Genomic DNA, 15,457 nt, shown 5'->3' on the forward strand with positions numbered 1-15,457 from the left:
AAGGTTGTTCCGTTGGTGACGTGTCCGAGCGGCCGAAGGTGCAACACTCGAAATGTTGTTTGGTGTAAAAGCCAACGTGGGTTCAAATCCCACCGTCACCGCCAACTAAAAGGTCCGGATTCCCATACGGGGGCCCGGACCTTTTTGTTTCCCGCGCGCCAGGCGCGCGCCCCTAGCCCAGGTTCGTTTGAAGCGCTTCCCCGATAATCCGTGCGGCGTCCGGGAAGCGGCCGGGTGCAGGCCCCGAGTAGTTGAGCCGGATGTAACGGCCCGCGGGTTCCGCGGGGAACCAGTCGTCTCCGGCGGCGATCATCACTCCCCGTAATTCGCATTCCCGGGCCAGAAGATCCAGGTTCGTCTCCTGCGGCAGCTGCACCCACAGGTTCAGTCCGCCGCGGGGAAGTGCTTCGAGGTGCGCCTCCGGCACGCGGTCACGGAGCGAATCTGCCAGCAGGTCCCGGCGTGCGGTGAGCTGCTGCCGCAGGTTCCTCAGGTGCGTCTTCCAGCCCGGATCCGTGACGACGTCCAAGGCGGCTGATTGAAGAACACCGCTGACATACATGGCCTGCGCCTGGCTGTCCGTGCGGATGCGATCCAGGGCTGGGCCCCGCGCAATCAGCCCCGCGACGCGCACGGCGGGGGAAACACTCTTGGTCAGCGACCGGATGTAAACAACATGTCCGCTGTCGTCCCGGGCTGCGAGCGGCTGCGACTGAGCAGTGATGCCAAAGTCATGCGCCCAGTCGTCCTCGATCAGGAAGGCGCCGCGGTCCCGGACGATCCCCAGGACCGACTCACCAAGCTCCGGCGACCACTGGGCGCCGGTCGGATTGGCAAAATTCGGCTGGGCGTAGAACGCCCGTGCTCCGGTCTGCTCAAAGGCCCGGTCAAGGTCGGCCGGATGGGGACCGGCCGGTCCGCTGGGGACCGGGACGAGCCGAACGCCGACCTGCGCCGCAGCGAGTAATGCACCCCAGTACGTGGGCGACTCAATGAGCAGCGGATTGCCTGCTCCGACCAGCGCACGAAAGAGGGTGCTGAGACCGTTCTGGCTGCCCGGGAGAATTACCGCATCGCTGGGATTCGGTGCGGTAAGGCCGGGCGGGGTCACTGAGCCGAGCTCGGAGGCGAACCACGACTGCAGGGCCGGCAGCCCCGCGGCAGGAGGGCGGCTTACCGCAGCCTCACTCCGTCCGGCCCGGCCGAACGCGGCCCGGACGAGACGCTCCGGCAGCAGTTCCCTGTCCGGATAGCCCGAGTGCAGAGCGATGACGTCATTGGATGCGGTACGCAGCGCAGCTGACGGCAGTGCCGTGGCGTGCCGGGGAGAGCCGAGTGCCGCAGTCTGCCAGCCGTAGTCGCTGGGACGTGGAGTGCGAACCGTGCGGACAAAGGTGCCGACGCCGGGCCTGGACTCGATCAGCCCCTCACCGATCAGCGTGCGCAGTGCTTTCTGCACGGTGACCGGACTAGCCTCGAACTGTTCCACGAGCCGACGCGTAGAAGGCAGCTGTGCCCCGGGCGGTGCAGCCGCTATCCAGTTCCGCAGTGCCGAAACGATCCGCTCACTGCTACTGTTGGACATGAAACTAGACGATACCGCTACTCCCCTTTCTGCGAAACCGATACCGCCGGGTTCCTCCGGACTCTGGTGGGGGCTGCTGGGCGTGACGGTTTTTTCCTTCACGGTTCCGTTCACCCGCATAGCGGTCGAGGACGGGAGCATATCCCCGCTGTTTGTGGGCGCTGGCCGTGCGGTGGCCGCGGCCCTGCTGGCAGGCGGAGCACTGTTCATCACGAGGCAGAAAGTTCCCCGCGGCAGGCAGTGGTTCCAGGTTGCCGTGGTGGCCGGCGGCGCGGTAGCCGGCTTCCCGCTGCTGACGTCTTTTGCCCTGACGACAGTCCCTGCGAGCCACGGTGCCGTAGTCATCGCGGCGCTGCCTGCTGCGACCGCTGTGGCCGCAGTCCTCCGGACAGGGGAACGCCCGGTCCGTTCATTCTGGTTGGCTGCGGGCGGCGGAACTCTTGCTGCCCTGTGCTTCGCCCTGTTTCAGGGCGGCGGCTTCGATGCGCTGCACGGGTCCGATCTGCTGCTGTTCGCTGCGGTGCTGGTCTGCGCAGTCGGCTACGCGGAAGGCGGCCTTCTCTCCCGGAGCCTGGGCTCATGGCAGACCATTTCCTGGGCTCTGGTGCTCGCCTCTCCCCTGATGGTCCTGCTGACCGGCTTGGCGGTCGCTCAGCAGCCGCCGGCAGGGGCCGCAGCCCAGTGGGGAGCTTTCGCTTATCTGTCGGTGGCCAGCATGTTCCTGGGATTCATCGCCTGGTACCGGGGGCTGTCGATCGGGCCGATGGCACAGGTCAGCCAGGTCCAGCTGGCGCAGCCGGTCATGACTATCTGCTGGGCTGCGGCAATCCTCCATGAATCCATTGGCTGGCAGACCGTCCTTGGCGGAGTCATCGTGGTGGGCTGCGCACTCCTTGCGGTCCGTGCACGGAACGCCGGTGTGCCCGGACCGCCCGGCGGCGGGCCGGGGAGCGCCCGGCCCGCCGCGCGTGCGCAGACTTTGTCGCCTTAGCCGGGGTCGGGGTCCGTCTTCTTCGGCCGGTGGCCGGCCAGCGCAGCGCGGGTGTCGCCGGGCTCGTGCCCGCCCTTCTTCTTGCCGAACGGCAGGATCTTCTTCAGCGGCACCAAGACGGCCATGACCACCAGGCCCCACGCCAGCCCGGCAACCGCGGAGCAGAGGGTGTTTACGAGCCAGCCCAGGAATCCGCCCACAACAGCCAGTTCGGCCACGGGGTGTTCCAGGACGTGCACCAGGTCATACGGCCCCTGCCAGCCCAGGTCCGAGGCACCCACCAGCATGATGTGGCCGCCCACCCAGAGCATGGCGATGGTTCCCACGAAGGTGATGGCAGCCAGCACGGACGGCATCCCCCGCACCAGCAGGCCTCCTACACGCTGGGAGGCCTGGGAGTCCTTGGTTGCCAGGTGCAGGCCAATGTCGTCCATCTTCACGATCAGCGCCACGGCGCCATAGACGAGCACGGTAATCGCGAGCGCCACGACTATCAGGATGACGGCGCGAATCCAGATGGAAGCGTCCCCCACCTCGTTCATGGCGATGACCATGATCTCGCAGGACAGAATGAAGTCGGTGGTGATGGCGCCCTTGATCACCTTGGCTTCGGCGTCGGGCCCCCGTTCCACGGCCGGTTTCTCCTTGGCCTCGTGGTGGCCGAAGAACTTGTGCCAGACCTTCTCGGCGCCCTCGTAGCAGAGGTAGGTGCCGCCGAGCATCAGGATGAACGGGATGATGCCGGGGATGAAGGCGCTGATCAGCAGCAGCGCCGGAAGAATGATGAGCAGCTTGTTGCGCAGCGAGCCCCAGAAGATTTTCTTGATCATCGGCAGCTCGCGGGACGGGTCTGCGCCGGAGACGTACTGCGGCGTCACCGCGGCATCATCAATGACGACGCCGGCGGCTTTGGCTCCCGCTTTCGCGGCACCTGCCGCGATGTCATCCACCGAGGCGGCCGCTATGCGGGCCAGGGCTGCGACGTCGTCCAGCAGGGCGACGAGCCCGCCGCTCACAGCCCGTCTCCGTGCGGGGCGGAAACCGCGGGATGTTTACAGGAGGCGCCCTTCAGGCGCGAATATGCCATACCGGGATTATAGGTCCGCGGAGGGACCGCTGCCGTAGATTTCCCCCTGCTGGACCGGCGGCTCCCCGCCCTGTCCACAGCCGGGCCGGCCTGCTAATGTCCTGCCCTCAGTCAATCTGATCTGTTGGCGGCACAGGACGGGAGAACTCCATGAGCGTTAGGATTCTGCGGGCAGACGGTCCGGTGGAGGAATTCGACGACGAAGAGAGCGGCACGCGCTATGCCTACCAGGTGGCGCACGGCGGAGTCCTGGTGGTCATGGAATGCCCCGACGACGGCAAATGGATGGTCCGCAAGGAAGTCTCCGCCAACCGCTGGTACGAGGTATCGGGCCGCCGCTTTATCGGCGACGCAACCGGCCTCGGTGGGGTTGAAGGCGGCAAGGCCGATGGACGCCCCAAGTCCACGAAACTCCCGCCGCCGTAGTCAGTGCCGGCCGGACGGACCTCACTCCCAGAAATCCCGCAGCGCAGAAGCCGCTGCCGCACCCTGCCGCCGTCCGGCCGCCGACGCCGGAATCCGGGTGGAGCGCAGCAGGGGGTTCGCTCCGAAATCACGCAGTGCAGCTTCATCGGCCTCGACTACGAACGTGGAGCTGTGCTGCTGGAGCTTGGCCAGGGCCTGCGGCAGGCTCGGGCCAAACGGGCTCACCGGTGCCTCCGGCCCGCAGGCCAGCACCAGCACCTTTTTATATCCCTCCGCGACGTCGGCATTGGTGGCCGAGCGCATCCCGCCGTCCATGTAGGGCCGTCCCAGGATCGTCACCGGCGGCCACACCGTGGGCACCGCACAGCTGGCCGCAACCGCGCGGGCCAGTTCGACGTCGGACGTTGCGTCCAGGACCGTAAATGAACCGTCCTCCGCATCCACCACCGCGATTCCAAACGGCTTGTCCGGCCACTCCTGCTGCGGCAGCAGTGAACGGATGCTGGACACCCACTCCCCTTCGGTCATGACCGCCGGAGTGGTGCGCGCCAGCTGGCCTACCCGTGCCCGAGCCGCCGTCTCATCGCCGTCCCCCCGTCCCGCCGTCGCCGTTAGCTCGATGAAGGCCTCGCTGCTGAAGCCGCTGGGGTCCTGGTACGGCGCATCGGTTCCCTGGGCGGCCCGGGCCTGCTCCGCGTCGTCGAGCTGTGCCGCGAGGACCTGGGACAGAAGGCCGGAACGAAGCGCAGCTCCCACCGTCGAACCTGCCGAGGTCCCCACGACAAGGTCCGCCGCATTGAGGTTGATGCCTTCCTCCAGCAGCTCCGCCAGCACGCCCATCTGCCACGCGATTCCCGCTACTCCCCCGCCGCCGAGGACAACTGCCCGTGTTTGGCTCATGCTGCACTCCGTTCGTTACGGCTTCACTGCCCGGGAGTCTAGACCCGCAGCCGGCTCAAGGCAGCAGGCAGGGCGTTTCTGTACGGTCCGCTGCCGGTATTCAATGGAGTCATGGCATTACGCGTTCTGATGGTCGGCCGCAAGCACGAGGACTGGGTGGTGGACGGGATCCGCCGCTACGAAAAGCGGCTGAAGAAGCCCTTCGACCTGTCCTGGGTGTCTATCCCGCACTCCGCCCGGGAGAACGACGCCGCCCGCAGGGAGGAATCGGAGCGTCTGCTCGCCAAGCTGGGCAGTGATTATGTAATTCTGCTCGACGAGCGGGGCAGGGCGATTACCTCTCCGCAGCTGGCCAGGACGCTGCAGAAACCCCTGGATAACTCGCGGAATGTCACGCTGATTATTGGAGGCGCCTACGGGGTGGACCAGAGCGTGCATGACCGCGCGGACTTTGTTTGGTCCCTCTCCCCCCTGGTCTTCCCCCACCAGCTGGTCCGGCTGATCCTCGCGGAGCAGGTCTACCGGGCACAGGAGATCGCCGCCGGCCGCCCTTACCACCACGAATAGCCCCCGCGTAACAATTCGATGTGCTTTGGGACGGCACCGCGATGCGGTTTGACCACGTCACGCCGCAGGTTCAGGGTGAACCCATGAGAACCAAGGTTTCCGTTTCCCCGTCACTGCTCGTTGCCGGGCTGCTTTCAGCCGGACTTGTGCTGACGGGCTGCGGCGGCGGCAACGAGGCAGAAGAGTCCCCATCGCCGGCGTCCCCCACTCCGTCAGCCAGCACGACGGCGGACCCCTCGGCCAGTGCCGAGCCGTCCGCATCCTCCAGCGCCACGGCCGCCCCGAACACCTCCGCGCCGTCCACCGCTGAGGGTTCCGTTCCCTGCACCGCGGACAAACTCTCCGCCACGGTGGAAGACACCCCCGGCGGGGGCGCTGCCGGCAGTGTCTACCGGGACCTGGTGCTGACAAATACCTCGTCCGTATCCTGCACCACCTTCGGCTACCCGGGTGTCTCCTACCTTGGACAATCAGGAACGCAGGTTGGCGCACCGGCTACCCGTTCCGGCGGAACTGATGCCGTCACCGTGACGCTGGCGCCGGGACAGTCCGCCGTTGCTTCACTGCGCGAAACCCGGCCGGAAAACTATGGCGAGGACTGCGGAAGGGTGCCGGTTTCCGGACTCCGCATCTTCCCCCCGGACGACACCGCCTACGTGAACTTCGCCCGCGCCGGATACGGCTGCAGCAGCGAGGCGGTCGAGCTGTTGGAGGTCGGTCCACTGGCCGGGCCGCGCTAGCACAGGGCGCTTGAGCCAGCCAAAACCGCCCGCTGGCAAATTGGCCGTCCCCTTCTCCACTTGGCATACTGTTGGGCACTTGTGGCCTGCACCACCGCTTTTTGATGCGCGCAGGCCGTCTTGACCCGACGCAAAGTGATACGGAACCGACCGGAACGGCTACATGACAGACGAAACGTACAAGCTGATTGCCCTGATCATCTACATGGCGGCCATGCTGGGAATCGGATGGTGGGCGTACCGCCGCACCTCGGACCTGGATGACTACATGCTGGCTGGACGGGGCCTGAAGCCAGGCGTTGCGGCGCTGAGCGCGGGCGCCTCGGACATGTCCGGATGGCTGCTGATGGGATTGCCCGGCGCCATCTACCTGGCCGGCCTCGCGGAAGCCTGGATCGCCGTCGGCCTGACCATTGGTGCGTGGCTGAACTGGAAGTTCGTCGCTCCGAGGCTGCGCTCCTACACGCTGGTCGCCAACAACTCGATCACCGTGCCCAGTTTCCTCGAAAACCGCCTTAAGGACCGCAGCCGGATGCTGCGCGTGGTGTCCGGCATCATCATCCTGGTCTTCTTCACCTTCTACGTCTCCTCCGGCATGGTGGCCGGCGGGGTGTTCTTCGAGAGCTCCTTCGGCTCCAGCTACACCACGGGCATGCTGATCGTGGGCGGCGTAACCATCGCCTACACCCTGTTCGGCGGATTCCTGGGCGCCAGCTACACCGACGTGGTGCAGGGCCTGATGATGCTGCTGGCCCTCATCGCCGTCCCGCTGGTGGGCATCTTCCTGGTGGGCGGACCGTCCGGCATGGCCGGGTCCCTGCGCGAAATCGACCCCGCCATGCTGAACCCGGTAGCCGGTACGACGGCGCTGGCCGTGATCTCGGCGCTCGCCTGGGGCCTGGGCTACTTCGGGCAGCCGCACATCATCGTCCGGTTCATGGCGCTGCGGTCTCCGGCGGACGCCGTTGCCGGGCGCCGAATCGGGGTGGGCTGGATGGTGCTCAGCGTGATCGGCGCGGTGCTCACGGCGCTGGTCGGTGCGGCCTACTTCCAGCAGAATGACCTCACCCTCAGCGATCCCGAGGCCGTGTTCCTGAGCATGGCGGAAGTCCTGTTCCATCCGCTGGTTGCCGGCTTTGTGCTGGCCGCCGTCCTGGCCGCGATCATGAGCACCATTTCCTCCCAGCTGATCGTCACGTCCTCCGCACTGGTGGAGGACCTGTACAAGACCGTGGTCAAGAAGGACGCGTCCCAGCGGATGCTGGTCACGCTGGGCCGCGCTGCCGTACTGGTGGTTTCAGTGGTGTCCATTCTGCTGGCGCTGGACCGCAGCAACTCGATCCTGGACCTGGTGGGCTTCGCCTGGGCCGGGTTCGGCGCCGCCTTTGGACCGACTATCCTGCTGTGCCTGTTCTGGCGCCGCCTCACTACCGCCGGCGCACTGACCGGCATGGCGGCCGGCGCCGTCACCGCCTTCGCCTGGGGCAGTTCGGAGCTCACCTCCACGCTGTACGAGATCATCCCCGGCTTCGCCGTAAACCTGCTGCTCGCCGTCGTCGTCAGCCTGCTCACCCGCGCTCCGGCCGGACTGGACAGTGACTTCGACGAGGCACGGGACCTCGCCCGGCGCGGCGCCGAGGACCCCGAAGCCGTTCCCGCCAGCTGACGGAGTCCTGTCGCTGGCCCCATGAAAGCGGTGACCAGGGGGCCTTAGCCGCCGGAATCCTCGTCGTCCTCCTCCAGCTCAGCGGCCGGCGCTCCCGTCCGATGCCTCCGTACGGTGACCTCGGTCGAACGCAGCACTTCCTCAGCCATGATTCGGGCCAAGGGTAGTCGCGCGGAGCATCAGGCGGGTGGACAGCGGCACCGGCTCGGCCTGCTTCCCGGACATGACCCGGGAGGTCAGCTGCTCCACAGCCTGGGCGGCAATGAGCTCCGGGTCCAGGTCGACGGCGGTAATCGCCGGCGAGGAGGAACGGGTCTGCTCCGAATCGGCACCCGCCACCAACTGGACCTGCCCCGGCACATCGATTCCCTGATCCGTGAATTCCTCCAGGATGCCGCGGGCATGCCGGCCGGTGAGGCAGTAGACCGCGTCCGGCAATTCTCCGCCTTTGAGCAGTTTCCGTGCAGCAGAGCGGCCGCCGTCCATTCCGTCCGCCTCCGGCCGCGCCACCACCCGCGGTTCGCCTCCGTACTCACGGATCCACCGGAGGTAGGCGGCAGTCGAGCCCAGGTTCCAGGAGTTCCGGTCACAGCCGGTAACCAGCGCGATCCGTTCCGCACCGCGGTCCCGCAGCAGGCGCAGGATCCGGACGGCGTCGTCCTCGTCCCGGGAGCCAACCCAGTTCGTGAAGGCGGGGCGGTCCGGAACCCGGCCAATGGTGACGAAAGGCAGGGATGCTTCCGAAAGCAGGTCCAGGACCGGGTCCGCTTCCAGCGGATCGGCAATGATGTAGCCGTCCAGCGCAAGGGCCAGCGGCGGTCGCGGGAGCTTGGAAAGGTCCCGCACCAGCATCACGCTGAGGTTCCGTTCCAGGCATTCAACCGCAACGGCCCCTGTCAGCCGGGTGAAATAGTCGACGCCGGAGGGCCGGTAGGTGCCGAGCGTGTCCAGCGGGCGCAGCATCAGTCCGATCACGCCCAGCGGTCCGCTGCGCATGCCGCGGGCCAGCGGATCGGGCTGGTACCCCAGCCTGTCCGCTGCTTCAATAATCCGCTGCCGGGTGGCAGCGGAAAGCGTTCCTTTTCCGTTAAGGGCGTGCGACACCGCAGTGATCGAGACACCGGCAGCGCGGGCCACGTCATGGATGGTGGTTTTTGACTGCAATATTTCTCCGTTCGTTCAGCTCCCGGTAACGGTTGCGTAACGGTAAGGGCAGATCATCATATAAAACGTTTTATACACCTATATCTGAAAGGGAGCGGGCACGAATCGCCCGGCTAGGTCCTCTTTTGGAAGGGTGCATATGAAAAAGGCTGTACTTCCCACAGCGCTGGCACTGTCAGCGCTGCTGGCCATCACGTCCTGCAGCAGCGGGGCCGGCAGCGGTGAGGCCGCGGCGGACGGCAAGGACCGCCTGGCGGAACTGGCCGTAACCACCGAGGCGGCAACCGGCGAGCTTGAATCGGCGAGCTGGAACCTCCCCTTCGGTGAACCGGCGTCCCTGGATCCCATCCTGGCGTTCAACTATCCGGAGAATACGGTGGTCGCGAACATCTGCGAGGGCCTCATGATGATCCAGCCGGACTTCACCGTGACCCCCAACCTGGCCGAGTCCTTCGAAACCGAAGACGGCCAGACCTACGTCTACAAGCTGCGCGAAGGGGTGACCTTCTGGGACGGCAGCCCCATGACCGCGCAGGACGTGGCCTACAGCCTGAACCGGCATCTGGACCCGGAAGAGGGCAGCTACTGGGCCTCCGACGCCGTAAGCGGCAACGTCGATTCCATCCAGGCAACCTCGGACTCCGAAGTCACCGTCACGCTCAAGAGTCCGGACTGGACCTACAACTCCTACATGGCCACCCCCATGGGCGTGGTTGTCTCGGAAGAGCACCGCAAGGCTGCCGGCGAGGCGTACGGCACCCCGCAGGGCGGTGTCATGTGCACCGGGCCGTTCTCCGTCGAGGAATGGCAGAGCGGCCAGAGCATCACGCTGGCCAAGAACGAGTCCTACTGGAACACCGAGCGCACTCCCAAGACGGACAGCCTTGAAATCCAGTTCATCGTGGATCCGGCGGCCATCACCAATGCACTGGTCTCCGGCTCGATTGACGGCTCCTACGACGTACCCCTGAGCGCTGTCTCCCAGCTTGAGGCAGCGGGCAACGGCGAGCTGATCCTGGGCAAGTCCCTGCAGATGCTGGCCATCATCGCCACCGGCGACGGGCCCCTCGCCGACCCGGCGGTGCGCAAGGCACTCTGGACCGCCGCGGACCAGGAAGCACTGGCCGCCACGGTCTATGAAGGCACCGCGCGCCCCTCTGTCTCCCTGATTCCCGACGGCGGCTGGTCCTTCGCGGACGACGTCTTCTCCGCAGCCCGGTCCGAACTCCCGGGCGCCGAAGCGGATATCGAAAAGGCCAAGGAAATCCTGGCCGACGCCACGGCAGACCTGTCCGAGCCGATCACCATCGTCTACCCGACGGAGCGCTCCTTCTACGCGGACATGATTTCCGAGCTCGCCCGCGCCGGCAAGGAAATCGGCCTAAACGTCCAGCCCGAAGGCGTTCCCAGCGCCCAGTTCGGCGCTTTCTTCTCGGACCCGGAGGCCCGCGCCGGCCACGGCGCCTTCGTGACCACCAACTACATGGATGTTCCGGACCCGCTGGTCTTCCTGCGCACGATTGTGATGGAGGGTGGATCGCAGAACTTCTCCGGCTACTCCAACCCTGAAATCGAAGACCTGCTTACCAAGGCGGAAGCCACGTCCTCGGAGACCGAGCGCGCCGAGCTGACCGCCGAGGTTGAGGCCCTGGCGATGGCGGACATGCCGTGGCTGCCGCTCCTCGACCCGTCCGTGCGGCTGTTCATGAGTGACCGCGTCACCGGTGTACCGGCATCCTTCGCCTACCTGTACTACCCGTGGGCGGCTGACCTCGGAGCGGCAGGATAAGCAGAGACCATGAAATACATCGCCAAACGGCTTCTTGCCTTGGCCGGCATCCTGCTGGCTTCGAGCTTCGCAGTCTTTGGCGGCCTGTATCTTGCACCGGGAAGCCCCGAACAGTTCCTGGTGCAGGGACGGACCGTCAGTGCCGAAGTGCTCGCCTCCATCCGTGAGCAGTACAACCTCGACGATCCGTTCCTGATGAGGTACGTGTCCTGGGTGGGCAATGCCCTCCAGGGGAATTTCGGACAGTCGCTGGCCAACCGGCAGGAAGTAGCGGACCTGCTGGCCAGCCGGCTGCCCACCACGCTGTGGCTAACCGGCCTGGCCGCAGTCCTGATCATCGTCCTTGGCGTCGGCCTGGGCACGGTGGCCGGGCTGCGGCCGGGCGCCCTGGACAACATCGTCCTGTTCGCCTCGAACCTCGGTTTCGCCGTTCCCACCTTCTTCGCTGGCCTGCTGCTAATGAGCCTGTTCAGCGTGCAGCTGGGCTGGTTCCCGGTCTTCGGGTCCGGCAGCGGAGAAGGCATAGCCTCCCGGCTGACACACCTCACGCTTCCGGCACTGGCGCTGGCACTGCCGTCTATCGCCGTCGTCGCCCGGATCACCCGCACCGCGGTGCGGGAGGAACGCCAGTCCGAACACGCGCAGACGGCCCGCTCGCGCGGTGTCCCGGAGCGTGTGCTAATCCCCCGCCATGTCATCCGCAACGCCCTGCTGCCGGTCACCACGGTCTCCGGCGTGCACATTGCGGGCCTGCTGGCCGGCGCGTTCGTCGTCGAATCAGTGTTCACGCTGGACGGCATGGGTGCCCTGCTGGTGACTTCCATCCAACAGAAGGACTTTGCCGTGGTGCAGGCCGTAGCCCTGATCATGGTGGTGGCGTTCGGCGTCATCAACCTCCTGGTCGATCTGCTGTACGCCGTCATCGATCCCCGCGTCCGGGTGGGAGGTGCTTCATGAGCGCCCCCGCCCTGACCTCCCGCAGGGAACGACGCCGGCACTCCAGCAGCGTGTTCAGCGGCCCGCTGGCAAAGATCTGCCTTGGCTGGCTGGCTTTCGTTCTCCTGCTCGCCGTCCTCGGCCCTCTCGTCAGCCCCTTCGATGCCACCGAGGGCAACATCGTTCACCGTTACCTCTCCCCCGGAGCGGAACACTGGCTCGGCACAGACCAGGCTGGACGTGACCTCTTTACCCGGCTCGCGGTGGGTGCCCGGTCCACCATCCTGGCGGCGCTGGCCGTGGCCGGGCTCACCGTCCTCATTGGCGGAACCCTGGCCCTGGTGGCTGTCTGGTTCGGCGGCCGGGTGGACGGCGCCGTCACCCGGTTCCTGGACTTCCTCTTCGCCTTCCCCAACCTGCTGCTCGCCGTGCTGGCCGTGGCCGTGTTCGGGGCCGGGGTTGAAACCGCCGTGGTTGCCCTGGCCATAGGGTTCTCGCCCTATACCGCCCGCGTCATCCGGTCCGTGGCCCTGCGCGAGCGAAACCTGCCCTACGTGAAGTCCGCCGAGCTGCAGGGCATCTCCGGGCTGGCCATCACCTTCCGTCACCTGCTGCCGAACGTGAAGCAGCAGATCCTCACCGGTGCCAGCATCAACTTCGGTTACGCGATGATCGACCTCGCAGCACTGTCCTACCTGGGCTTCGGGGTCCAGCCGCCGGACGCCGACTGGGGCCTGATGATCTCCTCCGGCCAGGCCTCGCTGCTGGCCGGGTATCCGCAGGAAAGCATCTATGCCGGCGCCTGCATTGTCCTGACCGTCGCCGCCCTCGGTTACCTGGGCGAACAGCTCGGCGGCCGCCGTGCCGCAGGGAGGGCATGATGCTCACACTCGAGAACATTGGCCTGGCCATCGGCTCCGGCCCGGACGCCAAGACCCTGCTGGAGGAGATCAACCTGCAGGTGGGGCCCGGGGAATCCCTGGGACTGGTGGGGGAATCCGGGTCCGGCAAATCCATGACCCTGCGCAGCATCCTGCGCACCCTGCCTGACGCCAGCACCTCCACCGGCACCGTCCGGTACCGGGACAAGGACATCACCGCGCTTCCCCGCGAGGAGCTGCGCCGCTTCCGGGCAGCGGAAGTGTCAATGATTTCACAGAACCCCATGGCGGCACTGAACCCGGTCCTGCGGGTGGAGCGTTTCCTCATCGAAGGAATCCAGGCTGCAAAACCGCGGACTTCCGCTGCGGAGGCGCGGAAAACCGCGCTCAACCTGCTTGCCGACGTCGGCATCCACGACCCGGAGCGCTGCCTGCGCTCCTACCCGCACCAGCTCTCCGGCGGCATGCTCCAGCGCGTGGTCATTGCCGGGTCGGTGGCGCGGGGCAGCTCGCTGCTGCTCGCGGATGAACCGACGACGGCGCTGGATGTCACCACGCAGTCCGACGTCGTCGCGATCCTCAACGAGGCCCGCGCCGACGCCGGAATGGCGATGATCTTCGTGACCCATGACCTCGACCTCGCGGCAGCTGCCTGCCAGCGGATCGCGGTGATGCAGAAAGGACGCATCGTGGAAACCGGTCCGGCCCAGTCCGTGCTGGGATCCCCGCAGCACGAGTACACGCAGATGCTGGTCGCTTCCAAGCCCAGCCTCACCCGCCGCGCCTCCGCGCCCGTTCCCGGGGAGGGTACCGAATGAGCACCATGGTCGCAGCCGAAAACCTGAACCGGACCTTCACTACCGGGTCCGGTCGCTCGAAGCGCTCCGTCCAGGCCGTAAAGGACGTCAGCTTCCGGATTGAGCGCGGCACCTGCCTGGCCGTGGTGGGCGAATCCGGTTCCGGGAAGACCACCGTGGCCCGCATGCTCGTGGGCCTGGAATCCGCGGACTCCGGCACCATCACGGTGGACGGCCGGCAGGTCACCGCCGGCTCATCCCGGCGGATCCGGCGCCAGCGGTCCAAGGACATCCAAATGGTGTTCCAGGACCCGCAGGGCAGCCTGAACCGGCGGCTGCCCGTGTCCACGGCGATCACCGAGATCCTTCAGGCGCACACCACGCTCGACGCCGCCGCCCGCCGGGCGCGCTGCCTTGAGCTGTTTGCCGAGGTGGGGCTGGAAACCGGGCACGCGTCGTCGTACCCTGACCAGCTCTCCGGCGGGCAGAAGCAGCGCGTGGCAATTGCGCGCGCGCTGGCGGCGGAACCGTCCGTCATCGTCCTGGATGAGGCGGTTTCCGCCCTGGACGTCACCGTTCAGGCGCAGATTCTTGCCCTGCTGGAGCGGCTGCGCCTCGAGAGGCAGCTCACCTACCTCTTCATTACCCACGACCTCGCCGTGGCCCGGCAGGTCGCGGACACGGTGATGGTCATGCAGCTGGGTGCCGTCGTCGAGCACGGAACCGCTGAAGAGGTACTCGACTCGCCCCAGCATCCCTACACCCGCCAACTGATGGACAGCGCGCCCCGTCCCGGGTGGGTGCCGCGCCGCCGCGACACAACCGGAGCTGTTTCATGAGCGGATTTCCGCATCCGACCCCTGCCCTGATCACCATTGCCGCAGCAAGCGCCCGCGAGCGCGGAATTCAGCGGGGACAGGCGTCCCGGGAGGCCCTGGCCTCCGCGTGGCAGGTGTATGCGGAGCTCTTCGCGGCCGGGGCCATCAGCACCGAGCGGGTCGAGCGCGAGGCCGTAGACTCACTGGCCGCGGTCCGGCAATGGATTCCGGACCTGGCTGCCGAGATTGACGGCACTGCTGCCGGTGCTGGGCTTCCCGTCTGGCAGATCGCCGCCCTGAACGCCCGCACCGAAATCCTTTCGCTCGCCAAGGGCCGCCTGCCGGGGGAATGCTCGACCGTCATCAGCACGATTCCCGGGCACGTCTTCTCCGCCCAGACCTGGGACTGGCATGAGGAACTGGCCGCTGCCTGGCACCTGCAGTCGGTGGCCCATCCCGGCGGCCGGTTCGTCGGAATCAGCGAGTACGGAATCCTGGGCAAGATCGGCGTCAACAGCTTTGGGGTGGGAGTGCACCTCAATGTCCTGGGCCACCGCGAAGACGCGCCGGGTGCGGTTCCCGTCCATGTGGCTGCGGCCGCGGTGCTGTACTCCGCCCGGACACTTGAAGAGGCCGTTGACCTGCTCACCTCGGCACCGGTGACCAGCTCCAGCTGCATTTCAGTGGTGGCCCCGCAGGGTGCGCGGATGGTGGAACTCAGTCCGGCCGGCGCGCAGGTAGTGGGCGGCTCCGGGGATTATCTGCTGCACACCAACCATTTCCTCTCCCCGGTGCCCGCAGCCGGAGAACGCACGGAGCTCTACCAGCCGGACTCGAACCAGCGGATGGACCTGCTGCAGCGGCGGAGCGGAGGACATTTTGAACCAGCCACCGCCGCCGACCTGGTGCCGTATCTGTGCTCAAGTCCCGGAGACGGCGCAGACCTGTGCTGCGTTCCGGCTGCCGGCGCCCGGTTTGGCGACCGCTGGCGCACACTGGCCACCGCGCTGATCGAACCTGAATCGGCGCGCCTGCGGGTCTCTCCCGGAGCGCCCACTGAATCGGGTCCCGGGTCCTGGCGGGTCCTTTCGGCGCACGCCTGACCCCGCC

Annotated in this window: 15 protein-coding genes and 1 tRNA gene; 12 read left to right on the plus strand and 4 right to left on the minus strand. The window is 66.8% G+C overall.

The window, feature by feature from the left end; translation table 11 throughout:
* Positions 1–14 precede the first annotated feature (14 nt).
* Positions 15–104 (plus strand) — tRNA-Ser (locus ITX31_RS00605).
* A 68-nt stretch (positions 105–172) separates the two neighbouring features.
* Here the strand turns inward: ITX31_RS00605 and ITX31_RS00610 are convergent.
* Positions 173–1,585, minus strand: a complete 1,413-nt coding sequence (locus ITX31_RS00610; protein WP_194781560.1) for a PLP-dependent aminotransferase family protein — start codon at positions 1,583–1,585, stop codon at positions 173–175.
* On the opposite strand from ITX31_RS00610, the gene ITX31_RS00615 reads away from it, so the two are divergent.
* Positions 1,584–2,576, plus strand: a complete 993-nt coding sequence (locus ITX31_RS00615; RefSeq protein WP_194781561.1) for a DMT family transporter — start codon at positions 1,584–1,586, stop codon at positions 2,574–2,576. The genes ITX31_RS00610 and ITX31_RS00615 overlap by 2 nt on opposite strands.
* Here the strand turns inward: ITX31_RS00615 and ITX31_RS00620 are convergent.
* Entirely contained in the window at positions 2,573–3,592 is a 1,020-nt protein-coding gene (locus ITX31_RS00620) for a DUF808 domain-containing protein (RefSeq protein WP_194781562.1), read from the minus strand. The two genes, ITX31_RS00615 and ITX31_RS00620, sit on opposite strands and share 4 nt — an antisense overlap.
* A 221-nt stretch (positions 3,593–3,813) precedes the next feature.
* Here ITX31_RS00620 and ITX31_RS00625 point away from each other — a divergent pair, with 221 nt between their 5' ends.
* Positions 3,814–4,089, plus strand: coding sequence for a hypothetical protein (locus ITX31_RS00625; RefSeq protein ID WP_194781563.1), 276 nt, complete (start codon positions 3,814–3,816; stop codon positions 4,087–4,089).
* A 21-nt stretch (positions 4,090–4,110) separates the two neighbouring features.
* Here ITX31_RS00625 and ITX31_RS00630 read toward each other — a convergent pair whose 3' ends face one another.
* Complete coding sequence (locus ITX31_RS00630; protein ID WP_194781564.1) at positions 4,111–4,989, minus strand: patatin-like phospholipase family protein; 879 nt, start codon at positions 4,987–4,989, stop codon at positions 4,111–4,113.
* Between the two features lie 111 nt (positions 4,990–5,100).
* Here ITX31_RS00630 and rlmH point away from each other — a divergent pair, with 111 nt between their 5' ends.
* The 3 genes from rlmH (at position 5,101) to putP (ending at position 7,962) form a co-directional block, all read left to right on the plus strand.
* Entirely contained in the window at positions 5,101–5,556 is a 456-nt protein-coding gene (gene rlmH / locus ITX31_RS00635; protein WP_194781565.1) for a 23S rRNA (pseudouridine(1915)-N(3))-methyltransferase RlmH, read from the plus strand.
* 83 nt (positions 5,557–5,639) lie between these two features.
* On the plus strand, positions 5,640–6,296 hold the full coding sequence (locus ITX31_RS00640; RefSeq protein WP_194781566.1) for a DUF4232 domain-containing protein: 657 nt from the start codon (positions 5,640–5,642) through the stop codon (positions 6,294–6,296).
* Between the two features lie 163 nt (positions 6,297–6,459).
* Positions 6,460–7,962: a sodium/proline symporter PutP gene (gene putP, locus ITX31_RS00645; RefSeq protein ID WP_194781567.1), complete on the plus strand. Its 1,503-nt coding sequence runs from the start codon at positions 6,460–6,462 to the stop codon at positions 7,960–7,962.
* A gap of 141 nt (positions 7,963–8,103) precedes the next feature.
* Here putP and ITX31_RS00650 read toward each other — a convergent pair whose 3' ends face one another.
* Positions 8,104–9,126, minus strand: coding sequence for a LacI family DNA-binding transcriptional regulator (locus ITX31_RS00650; RefSeq protein ID WP_194781568.1), 1,023 nt, complete (start codon positions 9,124–9,126; stop codon positions 8,104–8,106).
* Between the two features lie 139 nt (positions 9,127–9,265).
* Between ITX31_RS00650 and ITX31_RS00655 the strand changes: the two genes are divergently transcribed.
* From ITX31_RS00655 to ITX31_RS00680, 6 genes are read left to right on the plus strand one after another with little or no spacing between them, the layout of a single operon-like run.
* A complete protein-coding gene (locus ITX31_RS00655) occupies positions 9,266–10,915 on the plus strand; it encodes an ABC transporter substrate-binding protein (RefSeq protein WP_194781569.1) in 1,650 nt (549 codons plus the stop codon).
* Between the two features lie 9 nt (positions 10,916–10,924).
* Positions 10,925–11,872 (plus strand): ABC transporter permease, encoded by a 948-nt coding sequence (locus ITX31_RS00660; RefSeq protein ID WP_194781570.1) that lies wholly within the window; start codon positions 10,925–10,927, stop codon positions 11,870–11,872.
* Complete coding sequence (locus tag ITX31_RS00665) at positions 11,869–12,732, plus strand: ABC transporter permease (RefSeq protein ID WP_194781571.1); 864 nt, start codon at positions 11,869–11,871, stop codon at positions 12,730–12,732. Before ITX31_RS00660 ends, ITX31_RS00665 begins: the two co-directional genes overlap by 4 nt.
* Positions 12,729–13,550 (plus strand): ABC transporter ATP-binding protein, encoded by an 822-nt coding sequence (locus ITX31_RS00670; protein ID WP_228528858.1) that lies wholly within the window; start codon positions 12,729–12,731, stop codon positions 13,548–13,550. The genes ITX31_RS00665 and ITX31_RS00670 overlap by 4 nt, the downstream gene beginning before the upstream one ends.
* A complete protein-coding gene (locus tag ITX31_RS00675) occupies positions 13,547–14,368 on the plus strand; it encodes an ABC transporter ATP-binding protein (protein WP_194781572.1) in 822 nt (273 codons plus the stop codon). The genes ITX31_RS00670 and ITX31_RS00675 overlap by 4 nt, the downstream gene beginning before the upstream one ends.
* On the plus strand, positions 14,365–15,450 hold the full coding sequence (locus tag ITX31_RS00680; RefSeq protein ID WP_194781573.1) for a C45 family autoproteolytic acyltransferase/hydolase: 1,086 nt from the start codon (positions 14,365–14,367) through the stop codon (positions 15,448–15,450). Before ITX31_RS00675 ends, ITX31_RS00680 begins: the two co-directional genes overlap by 4 nt.
* The last annotated feature ends 7 nt before the right edge of the window (positions 15,451–15,457 follow it).

Source organism: Arthrobacter gandavensis (genome assembly GCF_015355785.1).
Classification (GTDB): Bacteria; Actinomycetota; Actinomycetes; order Actinomycetales; family Micrococcaceae; genus Arthrobacter_B; species Arthrobacter_B gandavensis_A.